Origin of the sequence: Streptomyces decoyicus (assembly GCF_019880305.1) — a bacterium.
GTDB lineage: Bacteria > Actinomycetota > Actinomycetes > Streptomycetales > Streptomycetaceae > Streptomyces > Streptomyces decoyicus.
Window position 1 is genome coordinate 4,858,987 of the sequence record NZ_CP082301.1, and the last position, 25,323, is coordinate 4,884,309.

The window sequence follows — 25,323 nt, forward strand, 5'->3', positions numbered from 1 at the left end:
TCGGCGGATGACGACGGTTCAGGAAGATTTCTGCGGACCTTTCATGCCGCGCATCCCGCGGTGACCGTGCAGGCGATGGCCCATGGGCGGGCCGAGGGCGCCCGCTCCAGTTACGAGATCCTGCGGGACCGGGTGGCGGCGTGCGGCCGGGTGCTGGATCTCGGCTGCGGCCGGGCCGCCCCGTCAGCGCACAGCGCCCGACCCGGCGGAGGCCGCGGCAGTGAGGCCGCGCCGCCGAGCCGGGCCGGGCGCCGGTGACCGGGCAGATGGGATGGATCAGCCGCCGTACGGACGGGCCGCGCGGGCCTCGCGGAGGGTCACCGCCCACCAGGTCAGCTGGTGGAGCAGGGTGTCGGCGGCCTGGGTGGCGCGGGCCGGGTCGTGCAGCCGGCCCGCGTCGTCGAAGAGGTTGCCCGAGAGCGTGAAGCTCACGGTTTCGCGCACCGTGGTGGCGTGCAACTCGGCGAAGACCAGCCGTAGTTGTTCCACGGCGCGCAGGCCGCCGGAGATCCCGCCGTATGAGACGAAGCCGACCGGCTTGGCCTGCCACTGGCGGTGCAGCAGGTCGATGGCGTGCTTGAGCGGGGCCGGGAACGAGTGGTTGTACTCCGGGGTGATCACGACGAATGCGTCCGCCTCGTCGACGCGCTTGGCGAAGGACTCGTACTCCTCGCTGCCGTAACGCAGTTCGTAGGGGCGGACGGTGTCGAGGTCGATGACGTCCACGTCGATGTGTGCGTGGGTTTCGGCGTGCCGGGTGAACCAGTTCGCGATGACGGGCGCGAACCGACCCTCCCGGGTGCTGCCGATGATCACTGCGAGGCGGTAGGGGTGCTCGGACATGCGGGGCCCTTCGTGGTGGGACACGTGAGTCGGTGCACGGCGGGGTGCCGTCGGGACTCGACGCTAGGACCTCAAGCGAGCTTGAGGTCAAGCGTGCCGGGTGCCCTGCCTGGGGCCGTGGGGTGCCATGCCGCGGGCCTTTCCTGCGGACGGCCCGGCGGGGTCTCGCCCCACCGGGCCGTCGGCCGGGGTCTTGCCTGCCGGGCCGTCTATCGGGCCGTCCGCCGGGGTATCGCCTGTCCGGCCGTCGGCCGGGCCGTCTGCCGGGCCGTCTGCCGGGCCGTCTGCCGTGCCGCCCGAGTGGTCACTCCGACCCGAACTGCTTCAGCAGCTCCGTCTTCTCGAACATCCGGGCCGTCTCGATCGCGGAGGGGGTGCCCGCCGACGGGTCCGCGCCGTGTGCCACCAGGACCTTGATGACCTCGTCCTCGGCCTTGAAGACCGCCCCGGCGAGCGGGGTCTGGCCACGGTCGTTGGGTCGGTCGGCGTCGGCACCGCGCTGCAACAGGGCCTCCACGGTGGCGGGGTGGCCGTGGTACGCCGCCAGCATCACGAGCGAGTCGCCCTTGTCGTTCGTCAGGTTGGCGGGGACGCCCGCGTCCACGTACGCGGCGACGGTGTCGGTGTCGCCGTGCCGTGCGAGGTCGAACACCTTCGCCGCGAGCTGCAGCACCTCGGGGTCGTGCGCGTGCTCGATCGCCTCGGGCCCCTGCGGCTCGGGATTCGCGTCGCTCATGGTCGCCGGCCTCCTGCTGTCGTGGGTGGGTGCGTGCGTGCACTGTGTCATCGCCACCTTATGCAGGCCGGCGGGCACGAGTGCCGGTGCCGGCCGTGGCGATGTGGTCGTTGTGGCCGCCCCTACCCGCTGCACGCTGCCACAGCCGCACCCGTCAGAACGTCGCGCGGATTTCCCCCACCCGCGCGCCGCCGCCGAAGAGCGGGGCGTCCTCCAGGCGGGCCAGGACGGGAACGTCGAGGCCCATGAGGCGCAGGGTGCGGGCGAGGACCGGGCCGAGGGTGCGGGTGGCACCGTCGTCGATCTTGAAGGCGAGGGCGCGGCCGTCGGGGAGGGCCAGGGCCTGGACGGCCTCGGCGCCCATCTTGGCGAGGGTGCCCGGGAGGGCCTGCATCAGCCAGGTGTCGGGGCGCCGGGTGCCGGCGACGTACTCCGGGTGGGCGCGCATCGCGTCCGCGACCCGCCGCTCAGGGGTGCCGGGCCCGGCCTGGACGAAGTACTGGAAGGCGCGGGCCAGGCCCGTCAGCGACAGGGAGAGCAGCGGCGCCCCGCAGCCGTCGGTGCCGACGTGCGCGGTGTCCTCGCCGCTCGCGGTGCGGACACCGTCGGCCACCAGCTGTTGCAGCGGGTGAGCCCGGTCGAGGTACGAGGCGAGCGGCCAGCCGTTGAGCGCGGAGGCGGCCAGCATCGCGGTGTGCTTGCCGGAACAGTTCATCGTGAGCCGCTCGCGGACCTGGCCCGAGGCGAGGTACGCCTCCGCCTCCTCGTGGTCCAGCGGGAGGTCCGCCGGAGTCTGGAGATCGCCGGGGGTCAGACCGTGCTCGGCCAGCATGGTCCGTACGAGACCGAGGTGGAAGGGCTCGCCGGAGTGGCTCGCGGCGGCCAGTGCCAGCCGCTCGCCGGAGAGGTCCAGGCCCGCCCGCAGCACCGCAGCGGCCTGCATCGGCTTGTTCGCGGAGCGGGGGAAGACCGGGGCGGCCGCCTCGCCCAGCGACCACTCCACGCTGCCGTCGGCGGCGAGCACCACCAGCGAACCGCGGTGCCGTCCCTCGACGAAGCCGGAGCGGACGACCTCGGCCAGGACGGGGGAAGCGGGAACGGGCGCACCTTCCGTGGACCCGGGGGAGGCGAAGGCTTCCCGGGTCGGTGCGGATATCGGCGTGGGCGAGGTCATCGGCGGCCTTCCGGGAGGTGACCTGTCGCCCCCCGGAGGCTTGTGGCCCGGTCAGGACAGCAGGTCGTCTACTTGCGCTTCGCCTTCACGGTACCTGCGGGCAATTTCCGCGCTGCAATCGTCGGTGGTGCGCTGCAACGACTGACGGCGACGCGAGACCTGCTGTTCGTAGCGGATCAGCCGGCCCATGGCGTCATGCAGCTCCTGGTCCGTACGCGCGGTGAGATCGGACAGCTCGACCTCGCCGAGCATTTCCTCGGCGAGCCTGCGGTACTCCTCGCTGTGCGGCGTGCCGACCGTCACGTGCCGGGCCGAGGAGCGGTGCCGCGACGGCAGGTCCGTCAGGATCTCCGGCAGCCGGTCGAGGAGCGGTGAGTGCTGGGCGCTCCGGCGGGCGAGCTCGGCCCGCAGGATGTCGATCCGGCCCTGCAACAGCCGCCGCAGATAGCTGAGATCGGCTTCTTCCTGTTGTGAGTCGCGTCGTACCACCCGCAGCTCGGGCAGTCCCAGACCGGACAGATCGGGTGTGGTGGCCGGACGGCAGTGGTCGCGCTGCTGCGGGGGGCGGGGTTGCTGAGCCTGGCCTGCCTGGAGCATGGGGCCGTCCTCGGTGCCGGGCGGCTCGACGCGAGCCGTTGCCGTGGTGGTCGTCAGGGCGGTGGGGGGTGGTGGGGTGGCTGCCGGACGTGTGGTGTCTGCCGTGGGGGCGGTGGAGGTCGTCCGACCGTTCGGTGTCGTACGGGCGGGTGGTACGGGACCGGGTGTCTGTCCGGCGCCGAGAGTGCTCATGGATCGTTCCGTCCCCTCGTCCGGTGCCGCTTCCTGGGCATGTTGTCCATGAAACGCACCACGTGCACGCATCGTGCCACTCTGGGCGGTCCTTCTGCAGGGCCATGGCACCCGAACGGCCCCTGTAGGGGCACGGCTGTCCGAAGGCGGTGGGCCGCCCGGCATGATGGCGGGTATGCGAGCTGTGGTGCAGAGGGTTGACGGCGCACGCGTCGAGGTGGCGGGCGAGACGGTCGGGGAGATCGTCGGTGAGGGGCTGTGCGTGCTGGTGGGGGTCACGCACGAGGACACCCCGCAGAAGGCGGCGCAGCTCGCCCGCAAGCTGTGGTCGGTGCGGATTCTCCAGGGCGAGAAGTCCTGCTCGGACACCGCGGCGCCGCTCCTGGTGATCAGCCAGTTCACTCTCTACGGTGACGCCCGCAAGGGCCGCCGCCCCACCTGGAACGCCGCGGCCCCCGGGCCGGTCGCCGAGCCGCTGGTCGACGAGGTCGTCGCACAGCTGCGGGCGCTGGGTGCCCATGTGGAGACCGGCAGCTTCGGCGCGGACATGAAGGTGTCCCTGACGAACGACGGGCCGTTCACCGTGCTGGTCGAGGTGTAGGCCCGGCGCTCCGGGTGCCCGCGGGGGCACCCGTGCGTCCGGGCGGCCGTGCGTCCGGGGGCGGGCCTACGGCTCGACGACGGTCTCCTGTGCCGCCGCGGTGCCGCCCGCCATCAGCGGCGCGTCCACCGGGACGTTCCGCTTGACGAGGGCGAGCGCGATCGGGCCGAGTTCGTGGTGGCGGGCCGAGGTGGTGATGAAGCCGAGCTGCCGGCCCTCCTCGCCGTCCGAGGCGAGGCGGACGGGGGTGCCGTGCGGCGGCAGATGGACCTCGCTGCCGTCCAGGTGCAGGAAGACCAGCCGGCGCGGCGGCTTGCCCAGGTTGTGGACCCGGGCGACGGTCTCCTGGCCGCGGTAGCAGCCCTTCTGGAGGTGGACGGCGGTGCCGATCCAGCCCAGCTCGTGGGGGATGGTCCGGTGGTCGGTCTCCAGGCCCAGCCGGGGGCGGTGGGCCTCGACGCGCAGTGCCTCCAGCGCCAGGACGCCGATCGCCGGGCCCTTCGCCGCGGCGAAGGACTCCAGGTCGGTGCGCGGCAGGAACAGATCGCGGCCGTGCGCGGTCTCGCGTACGACGGCGTTCTCGGGCACCTCGGCGATGGAGCCGGCCGGAAGGTGGACGACGGCGATCTCGTCCGTGCGGTCGGCGACCTCGACCCGGTAGAAGAACTTCATGCTCTCCAGGTAGGCGATCAGCGCCTCCTGGCTGCCCGGTTCGGTGTGCATCCAGGTCGTCTCGCCGTCGTCGACGAGGTAGACCGCGTGCTCGATGTGGCCGTGCGCGGACAGGATCAGGGCCTCGGTGGCGTGGCCGGGCGCGAGGTCGCTGACGTGCTGGGTGAGCAGCAGATGCAGCCAGCTCAGCCGTTCGGCGCCGGTGACGGTGACCACGCCGCGGTGGGAGAGGTCCACGAAGCCGGAGCCGTCGGCGAGGGCGCGCTGCTCACGGAAGAGGTCGCCGTAGTGCGCGGCGACGCCTTCGTCGGGGGCCTCGGCGGGGACGGCGCCGGGCAGCGACAGAAGAGGGCTGGCGGGAGTTTGTCGCAGCATGGGGCCAGCCTACGACTCGCCGGAGACCGCCTCAGCCGTCACCCTCGGCGGCCTTGTCGCGGCAGGCCGCACAGCGCCCGAAGATCGCGAAATGCTTCATGTCCGTATCGAAGCCGAATTGTTCGTGCAGCTGCGCCGTGAACGGCTCGGCCACCGACAGATCCGCCTCGATGACGTCCGTGCAGTCCCGGCACACCAGATGGATGTGGTGGTGGCGGTCGGCGAGGTGGTAGGTGGGGGCGCCGTGCCCGAGGTGGGCATGGCTGACCAGGCCCAGCTCCTCGAGGAGTTCCAGGGTCCGGTAGACCGTGGAGATGTTCACCCCGCCCGCCGTCTTGCGCACCTCGGTGAGGATGTCGTCAGGGGTGGCGTGCTCCAGTCTGTCCACAGCCTCCAGCACGAGCTGACGCTGCGGGGTCAGGCGGTATCCGCGCCTGCGGAGGTCGCTCTGCCAGTCGGTGGTCACCACACGGCCAGTGTAGAAGGGCGGGCGGCGGGTGTGCGTGGCTTGCCCGCCTCAGCCGCCCTTCCGTACGCCGCGCAGATAGCGGGCCAGGTCGCTGACGGCGGCGGGGTTGCGGGGGCTTTCGACGAGTTCGGCGTAGTCCATGACGTAGATCCGGTGGTGCTTGACCGCCGAGACACCGGCGAGCGGCCGGTAGGACTCCAGGAACGCCTTCTTCCGGGCGGCGGAGGTGTCGCCGTAGTTGTTGATCACGATGACGTCGGGGTCGCGGTCGACGACGGTCTCCCAGCCGACCGTCGTCCAGGAATCCTTGAGGTCCTTCATGACGTGGTCGCCGCCGGCCTTGGTGATGATGTCGTGCGGTCCGGCGTACTTGCCCGAGGTGAACGGCCTGTCGCGGCCGTCGTCGTAGAGGAAGACGGAGGGACGCCGGGCGGGCGCGGGGGCCTTGGCGGCGGCGTCGGCCACCTGCTTCTTGTACTTCTTCACCAGGGCCTCGGCCCGGTCCTCGACGCCGAAGATCTTCCCGAGCGTCGTCAGGTCGGTGTAGAGCGCCTCCAGGGGCGGCATGACGCCGCGGGCGCCGCCGTCCGTGCCGTTGTGGCAGGACTCGGTCAGGACATAGCTGCCGATGCCGAGCTTCTTCAGGGCGGCGGGGGTCAGGCCGTTGTCCTCGCCGAAGCCGTAGTTCCAGCCCGCGAAGACCAGGTCGGCACGGGCGTCGAGGGCCATCTCCTTGGTGAGCGCCTTCTTGGAGAGCCGGGGGACCTTGTCGTACGCGGCCTTCCAGGGGAGGCCGTCGAGATCGCCCTTGTCGTCGGGCATGACGTAGCCGGCCATCCGGTTCTCCAGGCCGAGCGCGAACATGATCTCGGTGATGCCGACGTCGTTGGTGACGACCCGGCGCGGGGCCCTGTCGTACGTGGCGCGGGTGCCGCAGTTCTCGATGGTGACGGGGTAGCGGCCGGAGGCCTTGGCGGGGTGCCGGCCGGCGGCGGCGTCGCTGCCGTCGCCGGAGACCTTCGCGCCGCAGCCGGTCAGGGCGAGCGCGAGGGCGAGGACGGTGAGCGGGGCGGTGGAGCGGCGCATGGCGAGGTCCTCAGGAGTCGGCGGCGGGGGCGGGGGCGGCGAGACGGTCGAACAGCAGCTGGACGGCGCCCGATTCGGGATGCCGTACGCGGTGGGCGCGGACGCCGAAGACCTCGGCGAGCAGCTCCGGGGTGAGGACGTCGTGCGGCGGGCCCGCGGCGGCGATCCGGCCGCCGGCGATGACATACAGCTCGTCGCAGTGCACGGCCGCCAGGTTGAGGTCGTGCAGCGCGGTCAGCACCGTCAGCCGACTGTCCCTGACCTGCGCCAGCACCTCCAACTGCTGGGCGATGTCCAGGTGGTTGGTGGGCTCGTCGAGGACCAGCACCTGCGGGTCCTGGGCCAGCGCGCGGGCGATCAGCACCCGCTGCTTCTCACCGCCGGACAGGCTGAGGAAGCCGCGCCCGGCCAGCTGGTCCGCGCCGACCCGGGCCAGCGCCCGCGCGCAGCGTGCGTCGTCCTCGGCGCTCGCCCGGCCCGCGCCGCGCTGATGCGGCAGCCGCCCCATCGCGACGACCTCGGCCACGGTGAAGTCGAACTCCGTACTGGCCTCCTGGGGCAGCGCGGCCAGCAGCCGGGCGCCCTCGCGCGCGTCCATGGCATGCAGGTCCGCGCCGTCCAGCCGTACGGTCCCGGCGGCCGGGCGCAGCGCGCGGTAGACACAGCGCAACAGGGTCGATTTGCCGCTGCCGTTGGGGCCGACCAGGCCGACCAGCCGGCCGCTGCCGGCCCGTAGCGTGATGTCGTGGACGAGCCGGTTCCCGGCCACCTCCACGGACAGGCCGGTGATGTCGAGCCGCATCAGGCGCCGCCTCCGAAGGTGTAGCCGCGCCGCCGCATCAGCAGGACGAAGCAGGGCACGCCGATGACGGCGGTGAGCACGCCGACCGGCAGTTCGACGGGCGCCAGCAGCACCCGCGAGAGCAGGTCCACCCACACCAGCAGCACCGCGCCGAGCAGCGGCGCGACGGCCAGCACCCGGCGGTGGTCGGCGCCGACCAGCATCCGGGTCACATGCGGCACCATCAGCCCGACGAAGCCGATCGCGCCGCTGACCGCGACCACCGCGCCGGTGACGGCGGCCGCCACGACGAACAGTTCGCGGCGCAGCCGGGGCGCCTCCACGCCGAGCGCGGCCGCGGTCTCGTCGCCCATCGCCAGCGCGTTCAGCCGGCCCGCGGAGAGCAGCAGATGGGCCAGGGCGGCGGCGACCGCGGCGGCGGCGATCGGCACCGAGTTCCAGCCGGCCCCGCTCAGGCTCCCGAGCAGCCACATCATCGCCGAGCGGGCCGCCTCACCGCGGTCGGCGCTGAACACCATGAGGGTGGTGACGGCGGAGAAGCCGTAGTACATCGCGGTGCCGGTCAGCACCAGACGCAGCGGGGTGAGCCCGTGGGCGGTGCGGGCGGCCGCGTAGACCAGAGCCATGGCGATCAGCGCGGAGACGAACGCCGACACCGACAGTGCCCAGACGCCCAGTGCGCCGAGCGTGCCGAAGAGCAGGACGGCGTTGGCCCCGACGGCGGCTCCGGAGGAGATGCCGAGGACGAACGGGTCGGCGAGGGCGTTGCGGACCAGGGCCTGCACGGCGACACCGATGGCGGAGAGCCCGGCGCCGACGACGGCCGCCAGGACGGCCCGCGGGAAGCGCAGCTCCCACACGATGGTGTACGCGGAGACCTCGTCCGCCGAGATCGTGCCGCCGGTCAGCCCGGCGCCCAGATAGCGCGCCACCCGGGCCCAGCTCAGACCGGCTGCGCCCAGGCCGGCCCCGCACAGCAGGGAGCCGAGCAGGACGGCCGCGAGGGCGGCGGTCAGGGGCGGCAGGGGCAGACGCCGGGGCGGCGGCGGTGCGCCGGTCCCCGCCGTCGTCGGAGGGGTGGTGGGGCTCGCCACGGTCGGTCGGCCGCCTCGGGGTCGGGCCGCGTCCGTACGTACCGAGGAGGGCCCGGGACCGCGCTGGTCCGGCGCGTCCCCTCGCAGTCCACGGCGAGTTGAGCGGAAGCGTCGCGCACCACGGGCAGTCGGGCTTGCGGAAGGAGACCTTCCGCCTACCGTTGCGGGTCAGCGCCGGACTTCGACCGGCTTCCCCCGCGGGGCGCTGGCGGGGAGAGCGGGGCTCTCCCGTTGTGCTTACGGGTTGTAGGGCGTCCCGTCGGGTCGGAAGAAGGACACGCCGTCCGGCATGTCGTCCGGGAGGCTCTCCGCCCACTCCTGGAGGTCGGCGACCTTCTTCAGATGCGCCGACATGTAGGGGCGCAGCGGCACGTCCGGGGTGGCCTTCTCGCCGACCCACATCAGGTCGCTGTTGACGTAGCCGTAGAGCCGCTTGCCGCCGCTGTACGGGCCGGAGGCGGCCGTGCGCGCGATGGCGTCGGTGGCCAGGTCGATCTGCGGCTTCTGGTCGGCGAGTTCGCCGTACCAGACCTCCACCACGCCCTGGTCGCGGCTCATCACGATCTCGACCTTGCGGTCCGCGTCGATACGCCAGAAGCCGCTCTCGCTCTCCAGCGGGCGGACCTTCTTGCCCTCGGCGTCGAGCACCCAGCTGTGCGAGGTGTACTCGAGGAAGTCACGGCCGTCGTGGGTGAAGCTGACCTCCTGCCCGAAGTTGCACTTCTCGGTGCCCGGGAATTCGGCGACGCCGGCGCCCTCCCAGTTGCCGAGGAGGAAGGCGAGCGGCACCAGGGCCGGGTTCAGGTCGGACGGGATCTCGATCATGAGAGCTCAGGCGATCTATGTGGAGGGGATTCGGCAGGGGCGCACGAGACGCTCCCATGAGGCTGGCGGGCTGCGCCACCCGGCGTAGCCGGTGGAGCGACGGCTCAGCGCTGGCCCTGGTAGAGCTTCTTCCAGGTCAGACCGGCGAACGCGACCACGGCGACGCCGACGAGAACCAGCAGGGTGGTGAAGAATGCCTCAAGCACGAGCGCGCTCCTTGAACGGAGTGAGGGTGTAACGGACCGCCTGAGAGTCTAGTCGGCGGCGGGGACAACGGCGCTGTGAGGTCCGCCGCGCCTACTCTTGCCCCATGGCGAAGAAGCTCGTGATCAAGGTAACGGCGGGTGCGGATGCGCCCGAGCGGTGTTCGCAGGCGTTCACGGTGGCGGCGGTGGCGGTGGCCAGCGGCGTCGAGGTGTCGCTGTGGCTGACCGGGGAGTCGGTGTGGTTCGCGCTGCCGGGGCGGGCGGCGGACTTCGAGCTGCCGCATGCGGCCCCCCTGCCGGAGCTGATCGACGGGATCCGCGCCGGTGGCGGCGCGATCACCGTCTGCACCCAGTGCGCGGCCCGGCGGGACATCGAGCAGAAGGATCTGATCGAGGGGGCCGGGATCGCCGGTTCCCAGCTGTTCGTCAGCGAGATCATGCCGGACGACGTCCAGGCGCTGGTGTACTGAGGGCTCCGGTGTACTGAGGGCAGTGGTGCGCTGAGGCCTGCGGGCGTCCGGCGCGCCTACTGGGGGTGCTTGTCGTCGCCCCGGTCGTCCAGCTCGCGCCACCAGCGGTCGGACTCGGGGTCGCCGGACTCGTCCCACCAGCGCTCACCGGGCTCCCGGCGGTTGCCGATGATCGCCGCGACGGGCGGAATGACCATGGCGACGACGCACATGCCCACCGCGGCCGGCACCGACCACAGCCGCACCACGCCCCAGGCCAGGACGAACAGCACCAGGCACACGCCCATCAGGACGAAGTACCTGCGATGGCGGCGCTGTACGGGCGACCGGCGGTGCGCGTCCATGAATCCACCGTAAGTCCGCGCGGGGCAGGACAGAAGTCGGCGGGGAACACCTCGTCAGGGCCGTGAACGGCACGGAGGGCCGCATCCCCGGCCAAGGCGTCCAAACCCCTGGGGTGCGGCCCTCCGGCCGTCTGCATCGTGGCGAGGCCCCTACTGCGGAGCGCGGCCACGTCCGCCGTCAGACAGCGATGGCAACCTCCGCCAAGCCGCCCTGCTGGGCGACGACGGTGCGGTCGGCGGTGCCGCCGGGGACGAGCGCACGCAGAGTCCAGGTGCCCTCGGCCGCGTAGAAGCGGAACTGTCCGGTCGCGGAGGTGGGAACCTCGGCGGTGAATTCACCGGTGCTGTCCAGGAGGCGGACGTAACCGGTGACGGGCTCGCCGTCGCGGGTCACGCTGCCCTGGATCGTGGTCTCACCGGGCTTGATGGTCGAGGCGTCCGGGCCGCCTGCCTGTGCTCCACACATAGGGGTACTTCCTTGAGGGGTTCGGGGGAGAAGCTTGCTTACTTGTTGGCGCCGAGCTCGATCGGGACGCCGACCAGCGAGCCGTACTCGGTCCAGGAGCCGTCGTAGTTCTTGACGTTGCTCTGGCCGAGCAGCTCGTGCAGGACGAACCAGGTCAGCGCGGAGCGCTCACCGATGCGGCAGTAGGCGATGGTGTCCTTGGCCAGGTCCACGGACTCACCCTCGTAGAGGGCCTTGAGCTCGTCGTCCGACTTGAAGGTGCCGTCGTCGTTGGCGTTCTTCGACCACGGGATGTTGCGGGCGCTGGGCACGTGGCCGGGGCGCTGCGACTGCTCCTGCGGGAGGTGCGCCGGGGCGAGCAGCTTGCCGCTGAACTCGTCGGGGGAGCGCACGTCGACCAGGTTGAGGTTGTCGATCGCGGCGACGACGTCGTCCCGGAAGGCGCGGATGGAGGAGTCCTGGGCCTTGGCCTTGTAGTCGGTGGCCGGGCGCTGCGGGACCTCGGAGCCGTCGACCAGGTCGCGGGAGTCCAGCTCCCACTTCTTGCGGCCGCCGTCGAGCAGCTTGACGCTGCCGTGGCCGTAGAGCTTGAAGTACCAGTAGGCGTAGGAGGCGAACCAGTTGTTGTTGCCGCCGTAGAGGACGACGGTGTCGTCGTTGCCGATGCCCTTGGCGGAGAGCAGCTTCTCGAAGCCCTCCTGGTCGACGAAGTCACGGCGGACCGGGTCCTGGAGGTCCTGCTTCCAGTCGATCCGGACGGCGTTCTTGATGTGGTTCTTGTCGTAGGCCGAGGTGTCCTCGTCAACCTCGACGATCACGACCTTCGGGTCGTCGATGTGGGCCTCGACCCAGTCGGCGTCTACGAGGACGTCGCTACGGCTCATGTTCTTCTCCTCCGGGGCAGTTGCGGGGGTAGTGGCAGAGATGCACGCGGGTACGACGGGTGTGCGCCGGCGGCTTCCGGGCGGGGGTTCCGGAGCGGCGCTGCGCCGGGACGCGTGAGGGCACGGCTTCGGCGGCCGGCCGGGGCTGGGGGCACCTTCCAGCGGGAGCTGGGGGAGGGTGCGGAAGCCCGTCAGACAGGGCGACAGAGCATGGCGGCGACGCGGCACAGGTCTACTGCCCGCCGCTTCGTCAGTACCGCACGTCCCCGCGGACGGAGACCGCTCAATGAGCTCTGCATGCCACCGATCGTAGGGACGCGGAGCGGGGCGTGTCACCGGCGTGTCGGATGGTGAGACGTGTTTGTCCGCGATGTGGGATGGGCGCGGGCGTCGGCCGGGTATCCACGGTCCTCGGCCGCCGGTACGCCGGTGGGGGGTCTGGCGTACGGACTCGGGCGTCTCAGGAATTGGACGGCGGTGCGGATCGGACGGCGGACCGGTGGGGCGGCCCGCCGCGGGCGTCCGGTCAGCCGGGGAGCTTGACGTTCTTGCCGGCGGCGGAGATCGAGATGCCGTCGGGCATCGTCACGACCTTCTCCAGCTTCAGGTTGCCGGGCAACTGGTCCAGCTTCCAGTCGTGGTCGGTCTGGGCGCGCACCTTGCTCTCGCAGCCCGGGACCGCCTTGCACATCGCGGGGAGCCCGTCGGCGCGCAGCCGGACGGTGTTGCCGCCCACGATCGTGAGGGAGCCGGTCACGTCCAGCGAGCTGAGGAGCGGGAGGTTCGGCGAGATCTTGACCTGGCTGCGGCCGTTCTTCTGCCCGGCGTAGGTGATCTTGACGCCGCCGCCCGCCGCCTTGGTCAGGTCGGCGTAGTTGAGCCGGGCGTTGCCGGTGGCCGTGGCGGCGCTCTCGATGGAGGTGTAGTCGCTGTTCAGCGTGACGTCATGGAACTGTGCCGACAGCTGGTCGATGCGCAGCGCGTGTCCCTCGGCGCGGGCCTCGATGCCCCCGAGGTCGGCGTCCACCTCCTGGAGGCTGCGGCCGGCGACCTGGGTCAGGAACGGGAAGCCCTTGATGGCGACCTCCGGGGTCTTGCCGAGCCCCTGGCTGCTGCGGATCTTGTCCGCGGCCATGTCCTCGGCCAGATTCACCGCCACCCGGTCGGCGGCCACGAACAGCCCGCCGAATATGACGATGACGATCAACAGCACGCGAAGTGCACGCATCGAACCACTTCCCCCACACCTGGGCCGGATCACGGCCGCGTCCGTACAGGCCCCCTGCCTGCGCTCCGGGGGAGCCTAGACGACGTGGTCCGCGAAACGGGAGCGGCGGCCGCCGGAAGCAGCCAGGTGCGCTTCCGGCGGCCGCCGCTCCGTATCGCTCACGGCCCTGCGGGGGATCGGCCTGCGGCGGCTACCCCAGCGTCCGCCCCAGGACGTACACCGCGGGCGCGGCCAGCGCCAGCGGCAGGGCCACGCCGGCCGTCATGTGGACGAAACGGGACGGGTAGTCGTAGCTGGCCACCCGCAGGCCGATGAGGGCGCAGCCGCCGGCCGCCAGGCCCAGCAGCGCGCCGGACGCCCCGAGGCCGGTCAGCTGGCCGGCTCCGATACCGGCGCCCGCGGCCGCCACCAGGGAGATGCCGATCGAGGCGGGCGCGGGCAGCGGCAGCGCACGGGCGAGCGTGGCCACCGCGACCGCGGCGGCGCCGACCACCACCGCGTGCGAGGACGCCGCGAGCTGCCCGGCGGCGAGCACCGCGAGCGCGGACGAGGTCAGGCCCGCGGTCAGCGCGTACATCCGCTCGTCGGCGCTGCTGCGATTGCGCAGCTGGAGGACGAGGACGAGCAGACACCACACCCCGAGCGTGCCGATGCCGACCAGGGGCGCGCTCTCGCGGTCGGTGGCCAGCAGCGCGACATCGGTGGTCAGACCGCCCAGGAAGGCGAGCGCGATGCCCTGGCGGGCCGGCCACATGCCGTTGAGCCGGAACCAGCCGGCGGCCGTGACGGCCTGGAGCAGCGCCACCGGCACGGCGAGCACCGGGCGGCCGAGCGGCGCGGTCAGCGCCAGCAGCAGGGCGAGCCCGGCGGTCAGCGCGGCCGGCTGGATCCCGGGCGGGATGATCGGCGAGCGGCCCTCGGCGCGGGCGCGCTGGTTGGGCGCGAGCGGCGCGGAGGAGACCGACGCGGCGGAGACCGACGGCGTGGCGGCCGGTGCGGGTGCGGCGGGCGCCGGCCTGGCCTGCTGGGGGTGCTGGCGGGCGTACGGCTCGCCGTCCGGGCGGGCGGTCTGGTGCTGGGTGGGCAGCGGCGCGGTCTCCGCGGGGTGCGGGGTGCCGTGGCCCTCCTGCCCGTAGACCGGGCGCTGCGGCTGCTGCGGTTGCTGTTGCGGCTGCCGGGGATGCTGTGGCTGCTGCTGTCCGTACGCGTCGTACCCGTACTGGCCGCGCCCGTACGGGTCACCTCCGTACGGGGCGCGCCCGTGCCGGCCGCGTCCGGGCTGCTCGGGCCTCGGCTGCTGCGGCGCAGAGGGGTCGTAGGCCTGCTGGGGGTAGGACGGCTGCTGTCCGTACGGCGTCTGCCGGCCGTGCGAGGCCTGCTGTCCGTACGGCGCCTGTGGCTCGTACGGTGCCTGGCCGTACGGCGGCTGCGCGGGCTGCGGTGCCTGCTGGGCGTACGGGTCCTGCCGGGCGTACGGATCGTGCGGCTCGTAGGGGTTGTGGTGCTGCGGCTGGTTGTCGCTCATGGTCGTGTGCTCACCCTCCCGCGAACGGCGGCAGGACCTCGACGGTGCCGCCCTCGGCCAGCGCCACCGTCCCGTGGTCGCGGGTGCCGACCGGATCGCCGTCCACCAGGAAGGAGCAGCGCAGCAGGACGCGCGCGAACTCGGGGTTGGCGGCATGCGCCGAGCGCGCCGCGTCGAGCGCCTCGGCGAGCGTCGCCGCCGCATACGGCTCCTCAGCCGTGCCGGCGGCGGCCTTGGCCGCGGCCCAGTAGCGCACGGTGCCAGTTGTTGTCACGGCGGCCTCTTCGTCGTGTCGGTCGGGGGCGCCCCGTGGTGGCGGCACCCCGTCGTTGCCGCCTCCATGATGGCGTACGCGGCGGGTGATCCGGCTCCGGGCACGATCCGGCGGAGGGCCCGGCCCGTGCCGGGCGGACTCCGTAAATTCGATTGCCGAGGGCAAGTGTTCGCCTACCCTCATGGGGTGTTGGTCCGACTCGCGCGGGCGCATCTGCGGCCCCATAGGCGTTCGATATCCCTGATCGTGCTGCTTCAGCTGATCCAGACCCTGGCAACCCTCTACCTGCCCACCCTCAACGCCGACATCATTGACAACGGTGTCGTGAAGGGGGACACGGGCTACATCCTCCGCGTCGGCGGCTTCATGGTCGCCGTCACGCTCCTCCAGATCGTCTGCGCGATCGGGGCCGTCTACTTCGGTGCCCGTACGGCCATGGCGCTCGGCCGGGACATCCGTGCCGCGGTCTTCGACCGGGTGCAGTCCTTCTCCGCCCGCGAGATGGGCACGTTCGGCGCGCCCTCGCTGATCACCCGCACGACCAACGACGTCCAGCAGGTCCAGATGCTGGTGCTGATGACGTTCACGATGATGATCTCGGCACCGATCATGTGCGTCGGCGGCGTGATCATGGCGCTGAACCAGGATGTGCCGCTGTCGGGCCTGCTCCTGGTCATCGTCCCGGTCCTCGGGATGCTCGTCTCACTGATCGTGCGCCGGATGCGTCCGCTGTTCCGCGGGGTGCAGGAGCGCATCGACACCGTCAACCGGGTGCTGCGCGAACAGATCACCGGCATCCGCGTCATCCGTGCCTTCGTCCGCGACCGGCACGAGCGCGAGCGGTTCGCCGGGGCCAACACCGGTCTCTACGACGTGTCGCTGCGGGCCGGCCGGCTGATGTCGATGATGTTCCCGCTGGTCATGCTGATCGTGAACGTCTCCAGCGTGGCCGTCGTCTGGTTCGGCGGACTGCGGATCGACAGCGGCGCCATGCAGATCGGCGCACTGACGGCGTTCCTCAGCTACCTCATGTACATCCTGATGTCGATCATGATGGCGACGTTCATGGTGATGATGCTGCCGCGCGCCGAGGTCTGCGCCGAGCGCATCCAGGAGGTACTGGCGACCGACTCCAGCGTCACCCCGCCCGGGAACCCCGTCACCGAACTCCGCCGGCACGGCGAACTGGAGCTGCGCGGCGTCGAGTTCCGCTTCCCGGGCGCCGAGCAGCCGGTCCTCAAGGACATCTCGCTGGTCGCCCGCCCCGGGGAGACCACCGCCGTCATCGGCTCCACGGGCTCCGGCAAGTCGACCCTCCTCGGGCTCGTCCCGCGGCTGTTCGACGCGACCGGCGGCGCGGTCCTGGTGGACGGCGAGGACGTCCGCACCCTCGACCAGGAGACGCTGGCCAAGGCCATCGGCCTGGTCCCGCAGAAGCCCTATCTCTTCTCCGGCACCGTCGCCACCAACCTGCGCTACGGCAATCCGGACGCCACCGACGACGAGCTGTGGCACGCCCTGGAGACCGCCCAGGCGCGGGACTTCGTCGAGCGGATGGAAGGCGGCCTCCAGGCCCCCATCGCCCAGGGCGGCGGCAATGTCTCCGGCGGCCAGCGCCAGCGGCTGGCGATCGCCCGAGCCCTGGTCCGCCGCCCCGAGATCTACCTCTTCGACGACTCCTTCTCCGCCCTGGACTACGCGACGGACGCCGCGCTGCGCGCCGCACTCGCCCGCGAGACCGACCGGGCCACGGTCGTGATCGTCGCCCAGCGGGTCGCCACGATCCGCGGCGCCGACCGGATCGTCGTCCTGGACGAGGGCCGGGTCGTCGGCACCGGCACCCACGCCGAGCTGATGGCCGGCAACGAGACCTACCGGGAGATCGTGCTCTCCCAGCTCACCGAGCAGGAGGCGGCGTGACCACCGCGGGCAAGGGGGCGGCCCCAGGTGCCGGGGCCCCGGAGGCCACCGACGAGACCCCCAAGGCGCCGGCCCGGGGCCCGGCCCCGGCGGCCGGACCTGCCCGGATGATGGGCGGCCAGCCCACCGAGAAGTCGATGGACTTCAAGGGCTCCGGCAAACGGCTCCTGGCCCGGATGCGGCCCGAGCGCGGCATCATCTCCGTCGCGCTGGTGCTGGGCACTCTGAGCGTGGCGCTCACGGTCGTGGGCCCCAAGGTCCTCGGCCACGCCACCGACCTGATCATGTCCGGCATCATCGGCCGCAAGCTGCCCGCCGGCCTCACCAAGGCCCAGGCCGCGGACCGGCTGCGCGCCCACGGCCAGGGCGGGCTGGCCGACATGATCGGCGTGATGCCGGTGGTCCCCGGCCACGGCATCGACTTCGGCGCCGTCGGCACGGTCCTGCTCTGGGTCACCCTGATCTACGTGGCGGCCTCGCTGTTCGGCTTCGTCCAGGCCAGGATCGCCACCCGGGTCGTCCAGCGGACCGTCTTCCGGATGCGGGAGCAGGTCGAGGAGAAGCTGGCACGGCTGCCGCTGAGCTACTTCGACAAGCAGCAGCGCGGTGAGGTGCTCTCCCGGGCGACCAACGACATCGACAACATCCAGCAGACGCTCCAGCAGACCCTCAGCCAGATCGTCGCCTCGCTGCTGACCATCGTCGGCGTGCTCGCGATGATGTTCTGGATCTCCCCGCTGCTGGCACTGGTCGCCCTGATCACGGTCCCGGTCTCCGTCGTCGTCGCCACCAAGGTCGGCAAGCGGGCCCAGCCGCAGTTCGTCCAGCAGTGGAAGACCACCGGCAAGCTCAATGCGCACATCGAGGAGATGTACACCGGCCACAGCCTGGTGAAGGTCTTCGGCCGCCAGCGGGAGTCCGCCGAGCTGTTCCGCGAACAGAACGAAGCCCTCTACGCCGCCGGGTTCAAGGCCCAGTTCATCTCCGGGATCATCCAGCCCGCGATGATGTTCATCGGCAACCTCAACTACGTGCTGGTGGCCGTCGTCGGCGGGCTGCGGGTCGCCTCCGGGGCGCTCTCCATCGGCGACGTCCAGGCCTTCATCCAGTACTCCCGGCAGTTCAGCCAGCCGCTGACCCAGGTCGCGTCGATGGCCAACCTCGTGCAGTCCGGCGTCGCCTCCGCCGAGCGGGTCTTCGAACTCCTCGACGCCACGGAGCAGGAGCCCGACGCCGAACGGCCCGCCCGGCCCGGCCGTGTCGAGGGCCGGGTCGCGTTCGAGGACGTCTCCTTCCGCTACGCGGCCGACAAGCCGCTCATCGAGGATCTGTCGCTGGCCGTCCACCCCGGACAGACGGTGGCGATCGTCGGCCCGACGGGCGCCGGCAAGACCACGCTCGTCAACCTCCTGATGCGCTTCTACGAGGTGCGCGGCGGCCGGATCACCCTCGACGGCACCGACATCGCCGAGATGTCGCGCGAGGACCTGCGCTCCCACATCGGCATGGTCCTCCAGGACACCTGGCTCTTCGGCGGCACGATCGCGGAGAACATCGCCTACGGAGCCCCCGCGGGCATCTCCATGGACAAGATCGTGGCGGCCGCCAGGGCCACCCACGTCGACCGCTTCGTACGCACCCTCCCGGACGGCTACGAAACGGTGCTCGACGACGAGGGCAGCAATGTCTCGGTCGGCGAGAAGCAGCTGATCACCATCGCCCGTGCCTTCCTCGCCGAGCCCGCGATCCTGGTCCTGGACGAGGCCACCAGCTCGGTCGACACCCGCACCGAGGTGCTCATCCAGCACGCGATGGCCCAGCTCCGCAGCGGCCGCACCAGCTTCGTCATCGCCCACCGGCTCTCCACGATCCGCGACGCGGACATCATCCTGGTGATGGAGAACGGCGCGATCGTCGAACAGGGCTCCCACGACGCCCTGTTGGCCGCGGGCGGCGCGTATGCGCGGCTTTATGCGGCGCAGTTTGCGGAGCCGGTCTCGGAGACCGGTTGATTCCCACGTTGTCGGCTTTCCCGCCGCGGTGGTTGTTCGCCGTTGCGCCTGCGGCGGGCCGGGTCCGCTGCGCGGGGCTGCGGGTGCGGTGACGGACCTCCGGGGCCTGGTGTGTGGACTGCTTCGCTTTACGTCCACACACCAGGCCCCTCCGGCCCGTCCCCTCCCGTGAGTGGAGAAAGTGAAAGTGGGTGGGGGCGGGCCACCGACGTGGGCGTTTCCATGGGATCCACCAGGTGCGCCGGACCACCAACCGGCACTCCGACCAAGGTTTTTTCCACCCCCTACGGGAGGGGTCGCGCCGCAGGACGAAGTCCGGAGGAGCGGCACCGCACCCGACAGCCCGCGCAGCGACCCCGGCCCGCCGCAGGCGCAACGGCGGGAAACCCCACGGCGGGACAGCCGAAGACGTGGGGCGCAAGGCAAAGCGCAGCGGAACGGCGGGAAAGCCGACAACGTAGGTAGACCACATCCGTCCACATCGTGGGAAAGCGCGAAGGAAAATGCAGGGATTTCCGGAGTGCCGCTGGAGCCGCCTGCGAGGGCGCTGCCCGAGGTGTGGCCGGAGGTGACGTCAGCCGCTTCAAATGGGGGCTTGCGAGGGGTGGGGGCCGGCCTCGGTCCCCACCCCGTCGGCGGTCAACATGCGCACCGATGGCCACTCGAAGTGATCGACGGAACACAAGAAGCTGCCGAATCGGCCTCGGGTCCGGGGAGCATCTGAGCTATTCTGCTGGGCATGAAGGATCCGGGCAGCGTTGCCCCCGGGTCCTTTTGTGCTTTCAGCCACGCGAGCCGCGGCTGTGAGGACCGTACGAAGCAGTGCCGCAGACTCCCCCGGCCGAGGCCGGGAGCCCCGTCGCAGGGACCGAGGAGGAACCAGACGTCATGGGCGAGCGAAGCAGGCAGGACCGCACGCAGCAGAGGATGGAACACCCCGAGAACCGGGCAGGTGGTCGGAAGTGAGTTCCCTTCTGCTGTTGACCAATGCACTCCAGCCGTCCACGGAGGTGCTCCCGGCGCTCGGCCTGCTGCTGCACAGCGTGCGGGTGGCTCCAGCCGAGGGCCCGGCCCTCATCGACACCCCGGGGGCCGACGTCATACTGATCGACGGCCGCCGCGACCTTCCGCACGTACGGTCGCTGTGCCAGCTGCTGCGGTCCACGGGCCCCGGCTGTCCGCTGGTCCTGGTTGTGACGGAGGGCGGACTCGCCGCCGTCACCGCGGACTGGGGCATCGACGACGTCCTGCTGGACACCGCGGGGCCCGCCGAGGTCGAGGCGCGGCTGCGGCTGGCGATGGGCCGCCAGCAGATCACGACCGACGACAGCCCGATGGAGATCCGCAACGGTGATCTCTCGGTGGACGAGGCGACCTACAGCGCGAAGCTGAAGGGGCGGGTCCTGGACCTGACCTTCAAGGAGTTCGAGCTGCTGAAGTACCTGGCGCAGCACCCGGGCCGGGTCTTCACCCGCGCCCAGCTCCTCCAGGAGGTGTGGGGCTATGACTACTTCGGCGGTACGCGGACGGTCGATGTGCACGTCCGGCGGCTGCGGGCGAAGCTCGGGCCCGAGCACGAGTCGCTGATCGGCACGGTCCGTAACGTCGGCTACCGCTTCGTGACGCCGGAGAAGGTGGAGCGGGCGGCGGAGGCCAAGGCCAAGGAGGCCAAGGCGAAGGAGGACGCGGCGAAGGCGGCGAAGTCCTCGCCGGACGTGGCGCCGGCCGAGCGCCGGGCGCCCGAGAGCGGTGACGGCTCCGGGAAGGCGGTCACCGGGGACGCGGACTCGCACGGGGTACGGGCCGGCCGGAGGTAGCAGGGCGGTGCGGCAGGCCCGTGAACCCGCGGAGAACTGCCGCACACGCCCTTGCACCACCCGCGTAGACTGCCGCGCGTGGCCAAGGTGACGCGGGATGATGTGGCAAGACTGGCGGGTACTTCCACCGCCGTTGTCAGTTACGTCATCAACAACGGACCACGGCCGGTCGCCCCGGCCACGCGCGAGCGGGTGCTCGCCGCCATCAAGGAGCTCGGCTACCGGCCGGACCGTGTCGCGCAGGCGATGGCGTCCCGCCGTACCGACCTCATAGGCCTGATCGTGCCGGACACCCGGCAGCCGTTCTTCGCGGAGATGGCGCACGCCGTCGAACAGGCCGCCGCCGAGCGCGGGAAGATGGTCCTGGTCGGCAATGCGAACTATCTGGACGAGCGCGAGGTGCACTACCTGCGCGCGTTCCTCGGGATGCGGGTGTCCGGGCTGATCCTGATCAGCCAGGGGCCCAGTGAGCATGCCGCCGCAGAGATCGACGCGTGGGACGCGCGTGTGGTGCTGCTGCACCGGCGCCCGGACGCCATCGACGATGTGGCCGTGATGACGGACGACATCTGGGGTGCGCAGCTGGCGACGCGGCATCTGCTGGAGCACGGCCATCCCTATGTCGCCTTCCTCGGCGGCACGGAGGAGACCCCGAAGTCCGGCGACCCGGTCACCGACCACGTCGAGGGCTGGCGGCGGGCCATGCTGGAGTCCGGGAAGCCCACGGACGGGCGCTACTTCCAGGCGCCGTACAACCGCTACGACGCCTATCAGGTCGCGCTGAAGCTGCTGGCGGGGCCGGACCGGCCGCCGGCCATCATGTGCGCGACGGACGACCAGGCGATCGGGGTGCTGCGGGCCGCCCGCGAGCTGCGCATCGATGTGCCCGGTGAGCTGGCGGTCGCCGGCTTTGACGACGTGAAGGAAGCCGGGCTGACCGATCCGCCGCTGACCACGGTCGCCTCGGACCGCCAGGCGATGGCGCGGGCGGCGGTGGACCTGGTGCTGGACGACGGGCTGCGGGTGGTGGGCTCCCGGCGGGAGCGGCTGCGGCAGTTCCCGTCGCGGCTGGTGGTGCGGCGCTCCTGCGGCTGTGGCGGCTGAGGGAGCCGGGCCGCACCGCTGATCCGGACGTCTTTATTCCGGGCATATTCGCTTCTGTCGGGTCTCTCAGGACACTCTCAGGCCGTTCTCATGGACCGGCGGCAGAGTCATCACCATGACCGAGAGCTACCGCCGAAGCGGCGATGAGTTGCCCCAGGACCGGCCGTACGCATACGGCAACGACCACGGCCACCCTTACGGCCACGAGGCGGGCGGGGCCGCGCAGAGCGCCCCGGGCGTCGGGGAGCGGGCGTTCCCGCCGCCTCCGCCGCCTCCGTACGCACCCGGGTCGCAGGCGCCCCAGCCGCGGCGCCGGGCCCGCCGGCCGGTCGCGCTGATCGCGGCGGTGGCCCTCGCCTCCGGTCTCATCGGCGGGGGCAGCGCGGCACTGATCGCCGGCGCCACCACCCAGTCGGCGCAGAACGGCCCCTCCACCCCGCTCGTCAACGCGGGCAAGACCGGCGGCAGCGGTGTCTCGGGGGTGGCCAAGGCGGTCAGCCCGGCGATCGTGGAGATCAAGGCGCAGACCGGCAGGGGCGAGTCCACCGGCTCCGGTGTCGTCATCACCGGCGACGGCGAGATCGTCACCAACAACCATGTGGTGGCCGGCGCGAACACGGTGACCGTGACCTTCAGCGACGGCAGCCGGAAGACGGCCGAGGTCAACGGCACCGACCCCGGCAAGGACCTGGCGCTGATCAAGGTGCGTGGCGCCAAGGGCCTGACCGCGGCCTCGCTCGGCGACTCCGACAAGACCTCGGTCGGCGACCAGGTGGTGGCGATCGGCTCTCCCGAGGGGCTCACCGGGTCCGTGACCAGCGGCATCGTCTCCGCCCTCAACCGGGATGTCACCGTCCCCAAGGAGCAGGGACAGGGGCAGGACGGGGGGCAGGGCGGCCGGGACGGCTGGCCGTTCGAGTTCGGCGGCAACGAGTACAACGGCGACACCGGCTCGTCGAAGACCTCGTACAAGGCCATCCAGACCGACGCCTCGCTCAACCCCGGCAACTCGGGCGGCGCCCTGATCAATATGCAGGGGCAGATCATCGGCATCAACTCCGCGATGTACTCGCCGAGTTCGGCATCGAGCAGCACGGCCGGCAGCGTCGGCCTCGGCTTCGCCATCCCGATCAACACCGTCAAGGCCGACCTCGACTCGCTGCGCGGCGGCGGGGACGGTGGCAGCAACAGCGGCGTCTGACCTCCCACCCGTCACCCCCGTCACCCCCGGCACGAGACGCTCCGGGACGGACCTGCCGGACGTCGTCCGGAGCCCCCGTCGCGTTACCCCTCTCGGAGCGCCCCGCGTCGTGCAAGGCTGAAGGCCAGCCGTTCCGTATCCCACCCGAGGTAGTCACGCATGAGCCCCGCCGAGCACGGTGACCATCCCGCCCGCATCCTGATCGTCGACGACGAGCCCGCGGTGCGGGAGGCCCTGCAGCGTTCGCTGGTCTTCGAGGGGTACGGGACCGAGCAGGCGGTCGACGGTCTGGACGCGGTCGAGAAGGTCGCGTCCTACGACCCCGAACTGATCGTGCTGGACGTCCTGATGCCCCGTATGGACGGGCTGACCGCCGCCCGCAGGCTGCGGGCGAGCGGGGTGCGGGTGCCGATCTTGATGCTCACCGCCCGTGACACGGTCGGCGACCGTGTCACGGGTCTGGATGCCGGTGCCGACGACTACCTCGTCAAGCCCTTCGAGCTGGACGAACTGCTCGCCCGGATCCGTGCGCTGCTGCGCCGCAGCTCGTACGCGGCGGCGGCCGGCGCTCCGCCCGAGGAGGGCGAGACGCTGAGCTTCGCCGATCTGCGGATGGACCTGGCGACCCGTGAGGTGACCCGGGGCAGCCGGCAGGTCGAGCTGACCCGTACGGAGTTCACCCTGCTGGAGATGTTCCTCGCCCATCCGCGGCAGGTCCTCACCCGTGAGCAGATCCTGAAGGCCGTATGGGGCTTCGACTTCGAGCCCACCTCCAACTCCCTCGATGTGTACGTGATGTATCTGCGCCGCAAGACGGAAGCGGGCGGCGAGCCGCGGCTGGTGCACACCGTGCGGGGGGTCGGCTACGTCCTGCGGGCGGAGGGCGGTGCGGAATGAGCACGGCCGAGACCCTGCGTCACGACCGGCGGCCGAGCCCGATGGACCGCTTCCGGCAGCTGCCGCTGCGCTCCCGGCTGGCAATGCTCACGGCCGTGGCGGTCGCCATCGCGGTGGCCCTCTCGGCCGCCGCCTGCTGGCTGATCACCCGCGACCGGCTCACCGAGCAGCTCGACGCGCAGCTCAGCCGCGTCGAGGTGAACCCCAGCTACGTCCAGGCGCTCAGCGCCTACTGCGCCAACCCGGACGACGGGGTGCGCTTCCAGCCCACGCCGTACACCATCCAGCTGGTGTCGGCGGGCGGTTATGTCTGCACCTCGCCGGAGAAGGCGCCCATCCCCGCGCAGCGCCTGGACACGGCGGTGGCCGAGGGGCGGCTGGAGAGCACGGTGCACACCACGAAGGCCGAGGGCGGGGCCGAGATGCGGGTGTGGACCAAGCAGTACGACGGCCCGCTCACCGACGCCCAGGGCAAACGGCTCGCCATCTCCGTGGCGGTGCCCATGGACCAGGTCACCCAGCCGCTCGACCAGCTCGCGCTGGTGCTGCTGATCGTCGCCGGGGTCGGGGTGCTCGGTGCGGCGACGGCCGGCCTGTGGGTGGCCCGTGCGGGTCTGAAGCCCGTCGACCGGCTCACCGACGCCGTCGAACACGTCGCCCGCACCCAGGACCTCACCATCCGCATCCCGGTCGACGGCGAGGACGAGATCGCCCGGCTCTCCCGCTCCTTCAACTCCATGACCGCGGCGCTGGCGGCCTCCCGCGACCTCCAGCAGCAGCTGATCGCGGATGCGGGCCATGAGCTGCGTACGCCGCTTACCTCGCTGCGTACCAACATCGATCTGCTGGTGCGCAGCGAGCAGTCCGGCCGGCCGATCCCGTCCGCCGACAAGGTGGCGCTGCTGGCGTCGGTGAAGGCGCAGATGGGGGAGCTGGCGGCGCTGATCGGCGATCTCCAGGTGCTGTCGCGGCCTTCGGAGCCGGGGCAGAGTGCCGTCGAAGTGGTGGCGCTGCACGAGATCGTCGGATCGGCGCTGGAGCGGGCCCGGCTGCGCGGCCCGTCGCTGACCATCGCGGCGGACCTCGCCCCCTGGTACGTACGGGCCGAGCCCGCCGCGCTGGAGCGGGCGGTGGTGAACCTGCTGGACAACGCGGTGAAGTTCAGCCCGCCCGGCGGCACCGTCGAGGTCCGGCTGGCCGGCGGCGAGCTGACCGTGCGCGATCACGGCCCCGGTATTCCGCAGGACGAACTGCCGCATGTCTTCGAGCGGTTCTGGCGCTCCCCGTCCGCCCGCAGCCTGCCGGGCAGTGGCCTGGGGCTGTCGATCGTGGCGCGTACGGCGGAGCAGGCGGGCGGCGCCGTGCGGCTGCGGTCCGCGGACGTCGGCGGCACGGAGGCGGTCTTGACGCTGCCGGGCGCCGCGACACCGCCGCCCGGGTTGCCGGAGCCGCCGCGGTCCCAGGAACCGCCTCAGGGGCCGGGATAGCAGGAGCGGCGGCGTGCCCCAC

Annotated in this window: 27 protein-coding genes; 10 read left to right on the forward strand and 17 right to left on the reverse strand. The window is 71.7% G+C overall.

Annotated elements, in window-relative coordinates; all coding sequences use genetic code 11:
* Positions 1-75: 75 nt before the first annotated feature.
* Positions 76-258, forward strand: a complete 183-nt coding sequence (locus K7C20_RS21410; protein WP_209444031.1) for a hypothetical protein — start codon at positions 76-78, stop codon at positions 256-258.
* An 18-nt stretch (positions 259-276) separates the two neighbouring features.
* Here K7C20_RS21410 and K7C20_RS21415 read toward each other — a convergent pair whose 3' ends face one another.
* The 4 genes from K7C20_RS21415 to K7C20_RS21430 all read right to left on the reverse strand — a co-directional run bounded on the left by K7C20_RS21415 (position 277) and on the right by K7C20_RS21430 (position 3,542).
* Positions 277-843, reverse strand: coding sequence for an NADPH-dependent FMN reductase (locus K7C20_RS21415; protein WP_053210348.1), 567 nt, complete (start codon positions 841-843; stop codon positions 277-279).
* A 304-nt stretch (positions 844-1,147) separates the two neighbouring features.
* Entirely contained in the window at positions 1,148-1,579 is a 432-nt protein-coding gene (locus tag K7C20_RS21420) for an ankyrin repeat domain-containing protein (protein WP_030085376.1), read from the reverse strand.
* A 154-nt stretch (positions 1,580-1,733) separates the two neighbouring features.
* Positions 1,734-2,753, reverse strand: coding sequence for an asparaginase (locus K7C20_RS21425; RefSeq protein WP_053210349.1), 1,020 nt, complete (start codon positions 2,751-2,753; stop codon positions 1,734-1,736).
* A 51-nt stretch (positions 2,754-2,804) separates the two neighbouring features.
* The gene (locus tag K7C20_RS21430; protein WP_245171836.1) at positions 2,805-3,542 is read right to left on the reverse strand and encodes an RsiG family protein; all 738 of its coding nucleotides are present in this window, start codon (positions 3,540-3,542) and stop codon (positions 2,805-2,807) included.
* A gap of 175 nt (positions 3,543-3,717) precedes the next feature.
* Here K7C20_RS21430 and dtd point away from each other — a divergent pair, with 175 nt between their 5' ends.
* Positions 3,718-4,143, forward strand: coding sequence for a D-aminoacyl-tRNA deacylase (gene dtd, locus K7C20_RS21435; protein ID WP_030085382.1), 426 nt, complete (start codon positions 3,718-3,720; stop codon positions 4,141-4,143).
* Between the two features lie 66 nt (positions 4,144-4,209).
* Here dtd and ygfZ read toward each other — a convergent pair whose 3' ends face one another.
* The 6 genes from ygfZ to K7C20_RS21465 form a co-directional block, all read right to left on the reverse strand.
* Positions 4,210-5,190, reverse strand: coding sequence for a CAF17-like 4Fe-4S cluster assembly/insertion protein YgfZ (gene ygfZ / locus K7C20_RS21440; protein ID WP_053210351.1), 981 nt, complete (start codon positions 5,188-5,190; stop codon positions 4,210-4,212).
* Positions 5,191-5,221: 31 nt separating this feature from the next.
* On the reverse strand, positions 5,222-5,659 hold the full coding sequence (locus tag K7C20_RS21445) for a Fur family transcriptional regulator (protein ID WP_030085386.1): 438 nt from the start codon (positions 5,657-5,659) through the stop codon (positions 5,222-5,224).
* Between the two features lie 48 nt (positions 5,660-5,707).
* On the reverse strand, positions 5,708-6,745 hold the full coding sequence (locus K7C20_RS21450; protein ID WP_053210352.1) for an ABC transporter substrate-binding protein: 1,038 nt from the start codon (positions 6,743-6,745) through the stop codon (positions 5,708-5,710).
* Positions 6,746-6,755: 10 nt separating this feature from the next.
* A complete protein-coding gene (locus K7C20_RS21455; protein ID WP_053210353.1) occupies positions 6,756-7,547 on the reverse strand; it encodes an ABC transporter ATP-binding protein in 792 nt (263 codons plus the stop codon).
* Positions 7,547-8,641, reverse strand: coding sequence for a FecCD family ABC transporter permease (locus tag K7C20_RS21460; RefSeq protein ID WP_053210354.1), 1,095 nt, complete (start codon positions 8,639-8,641; stop codon positions 7,547-7,549). Before K7C20_RS21460 ends, K7C20_RS21455 begins: the two co-directional genes overlap by 1 nt.
* A 237-nt stretch (positions 8,642-8,878) precedes the next feature.
* Positions 8,879-9,466, reverse strand: a complete 588-nt coding sequence (locus tag K7C20_RS21465) for a heme-binding beta-barrel domain-containing protein (RefSeq protein WP_030085397.1) — start codon at positions 9,464-9,466, stop codon at positions 8,879-8,881.
* 310 nt (positions 9,467-9,776) lie between these two features.
* Between K7C20_RS21465 and K7C20_RS21470 the strand changes: the two genes are divergently transcribed.
* The gene (locus K7C20_RS21470; RefSeq protein ID WP_030085401.1) at positions 9,777-10,142 is read left to right on the forward strand and encodes a DsrE family protein; all 366 of its coding nucleotides are present in this window, start codon (positions 9,777-9,779) and stop codon (positions 10,140-10,142) included.
* Between the two features lie 56 nt (positions 10,143-10,198).
* Here K7C20_RS21470 and K7C20_RS21475 read toward each other — a convergent pair whose 3' ends face one another.
* From K7C20_RS21475 to K7C20_RS21500, 7 genes are all read right to left on the reverse strand, one after another.
* Positions 10,199-10,486 (reverse strand): DUF3099 domain-containing protein, encoded by a 288-nt coding sequence (locus K7C20_RS21475; RefSeq protein ID WP_030085403.1) that lies wholly within the window; start codon positions 10,484-10,486, stop codon positions 10,199-10,201.
* A gap of 178 nt (positions 10,487-10,664) precedes the next feature.
* The gene (locus K7C20_RS21480; protein WP_030085405.1) at positions 10,665-10,952 is read right to left on the reverse strand and encodes a DUF1416 domain-containing protein; all 288 of its coding nucleotides are present in this window, start codon (positions 10,950-10,952) and stop codon (positions 10,665-10,667) included.
* Positions 10,953-10,990: 38 nt separating this feature from the next.
* Positions 10,991-11,836, reverse strand: a complete 846-nt coding sequence (locus tag K7C20_RS21485) for a sulfurtransferase (protein ID WP_030085407.1) — start codon at positions 11,834-11,836, stop codon at positions 10,991-10,993.
* A 191-nt stretch (positions 11,837-12,027) separates the two neighbouring features.
* Complete coding sequence (locus K7C20_RS39480; RefSeq protein ID WP_350252853.1) at positions 12,028-12,135, reverse strand: putative leader peptide; 108 nt, start codon at positions 12,133-12,135, stop codon at positions 12,028-12,030.
* A gap of 227 nt (positions 12,136-12,362) precedes the next feature.
* A complete protein-coding gene (locus K7C20_RS21490) occupies positions 12,363-13,064 on the reverse strand; it encodes an LmeA family phospholipid-binding protein (protein ID WP_030085409.1) in 702 nt (233 codons plus the stop codon).
* Positions 13,065-13,254: 190 nt separating this feature from the next.
* Entirely contained in the window at positions 13,255-14,589 is a 1,335-nt protein-coding gene (locus tag K7C20_RS21495) for a hypothetical protein (RefSeq protein WP_030085411.1), read from the reverse strand.
* Between the two features lie 10 nt (positions 14,590-14,599).
* Positions 14,600-14,845, reverse strand: a complete 246-nt coding sequence (locus tag K7C20_RS21500; protein ID WP_030085413.1) for a MoaD/ThiS family protein — start codon at positions 14,843-14,845, stop codon at positions 14,600-14,602.
* Positions 14,846-15,049: 204 nt separating this feature from the next.
* Between K7C20_RS21500 and K7C20_RS21505 the strand changes: the two genes are divergently transcribed.
* The 7 genes from K7C20_RS21505 (at position 15,050) to K7C20_RS21535 (ending at position 25,301) form a co-directional block, all read left to right on the forward strand.
* Entirely contained in the window at positions 15,050-16,783 is a 1,734-nt protein-coding gene (locus K7C20_RS21505) for an ABC transporter ATP-binding protein (protein WP_030085415.1), read from the forward strand.
* The gene (locus tag K7C20_RS21510; protein ID WP_030085417.1) at positions 16,780-18,795 is read left to right on the forward strand and encodes an ABC transporter ATP-binding protein; all 2,016 of its coding nucleotides are present in this window, start codon (positions 16,780-16,782) and stop codon (positions 18,793-18,795) included. Before K7C20_RS21505 ends, K7C20_RS21510 begins: the two co-directional genes overlap by 4 nt.
* A 962-nt stretch (positions 18,796-19,757) precedes the next feature.
* Positions 19,758-20,612, forward strand: a complete 855-nt coding sequence (locus tag K7C20_RS21515) for a response regulator transcription factor (protein WP_053210355.1) — start codon at positions 19,758-19,760, stop codon at positions 20,610-20,612.
* A 78-nt stretch (positions 20,613-20,690) separates the two neighbouring features.
* Complete coding sequence (locus K7C20_RS21520; RefSeq protein WP_030992850.1) at positions 20,691-21,716, forward strand: LacI family DNA-binding transcriptional regulator; 1,026 nt, start codon at positions 20,691-20,693, stop codon at positions 21,714-21,716.
* A 115-nt stretch (positions 21,717-21,831) separates the two neighbouring features.
* Positions 21,832-22,917, forward strand: coding sequence for a S1C family serine protease (locus tag K7C20_RS21525; RefSeq protein WP_030080959.1), 1,086 nt, complete (start codon positions 21,832-21,834; stop codon positions 22,915-22,917).
* Between the two features lie 159 nt (positions 22,918-23,076).
* Complete coding sequence (locus K7C20_RS21530; protein ID WP_053210357.1) at positions 23,077-23,814, forward strand: response regulator transcription factor; 738 nt, start codon at positions 23,077-23,079, stop codon at positions 23,812-23,814.
* Positions 23,811-25,301 (forward strand): HAMP domain-containing sensor histidine kinase, encoded by a 1,491-nt coding sequence (locus K7C20_RS21535; protein WP_053210358.1) that lies wholly within the window; start codon positions 23,811-23,813, stop codon positions 25,299-25,301. Before K7C20_RS21530 ends, K7C20_RS21535 begins: the two co-directional genes overlap by 4 nt.
* Positions 25,302-25,323: the final 22 nt, after the last annotated feature.

Coding starts and splice junctions, on each gene's coding strand:
- ygfZ (WP_053210351.1), bottom strand. CDS start 5,190: ATGCTGCGACAAACTCCCGCCAGCCCTCTTCTGTCGCTGCCCGGCGCC.
- K7C20_RS21450 (WP_053210352.1), bottom strand. CDS start 6,745: ATGCGCCGCTCCACCGCCCCGCTCACCGTCCTCGCCCTCGCGCTCGCC.
- K7C20_RS21530 (WP_053210357.1), top strand. CDS start 23,077: ATGAGCCCCGCCGAGCACGGTGACCATCCCGCCCGCATCCTGATCGTC.
- K7C20_RS21470 (WP_030085401.1), top strand. CDS start 9,777: ATGGCGAAGAAGCTCGTGATCAAGGTAACGGCGGGTGCGGATGCGCCC.
- dtd (WP_030085382.1), top strand. CDS start 3,718: ATGCGAGCTGTGGTGCAGAGGGTTGACGGCGCACGCGTCGAGGTGGCG.
- K7C20_RS21490 (WP_030085409.1), bottom strand. CDS start 13,064: ATGCGTGCACTTCGCGTGCTGTTGATCGTCATCGTCATATTCGGCGGG.
- K7C20_RS21480 (WP_030085405.1), bottom strand. CDS start 10,952: ATGTGTGGAGCACAGGCAGGCGGCCCGGACGCCTCGACCATCAAGCCC.
- K7C20_RS21525 (WP_030080959.1), top strand. CDS start 21,832: ATGACCGAGAGCTACCGCCGAAGCGGCGATGAGTTGCCCCAGGACCGG.
- K7C20_RS21495 (WP_030085411.1), bottom strand. CDS start 14,589: ATGAGCGACAACCAGCCGCAGCACCACAACCCCTACGAGCCGCACGAT.
- K7C20_RS21455 (WP_053210353.1), bottom strand. CDS start 7,547: ATGCGGCTCGACATCACCGGCCTGTCCGTGGAGGTGGCCGGGAACCGG.
- K7C20_RS21420 (WP_030085376.1), bottom strand. CDS start 1,579: ATGAGCGACGCGAATCCCGAGCCGCAGGGGCCCGAGGCGATCGAGCAC.
- K7C20_RS21425 (WP_053210349.1), bottom strand. CDS start 2,753: ATGACCTCGCCCACGCCGATATCCGCACCGACCCGGGAAGCCTTCGCC.
- K7C20_RS21410 (WP_209444031.1), top strand. CDS start 76: ATGGCCCATGGGCGGGCCGAGGGCGCCCGCTCCAGTTACGAGATCCTG.
- K7C20_RS21535 (WP_053210358.1), top strand. CDS start 23,811: ATGAGCACGGCCGAGACCCTGCGTCACGACCGGCGGCCGAGCCCGATG.
- K7C20_RS21430 (WP_245171836.1), bottom strand. CDS start 3,542: ATGAGCACTCTCGGCGCCGGACAGACACCCGGTCCCGTACCACCCGCC.
- K7C20_RS21475 (WP_030085403.1), bottom strand. CDS start 10,486: ATGGACGCGCACCGCCGGTCGCCCGTACAGCGCCGCCATCGCAGGTAC.
- K7C20_RS39480 (WP_350252853.1), bottom strand. CDS start 12,135: ATGCAGAGCTCATTGAGCGGTCTCCGTCCGCGGGGACGTGCGGTACTG.
- K7C20_RS21485 (WP_030085407.1), bottom strand. CDS start 11,836: ATGAGCCGTAGCGACGTCCTCGTAGACGCCGACTGGGTCGAGGCCCAC.
- K7C20_RS21465 (WP_030085397.1), bottom strand. CDS start 9,466: ATGATCGAGATCCCGTCCGACCTGAACCCGGCCCTGGTGCCGCTCGCC.
- K7C20_RS21415 (WP_053210348.1), bottom strand. CDS start 843: ATGTCCGAGCACCCCTACCGCCTCGCAGTGATCATCGGCAGCACCCGG.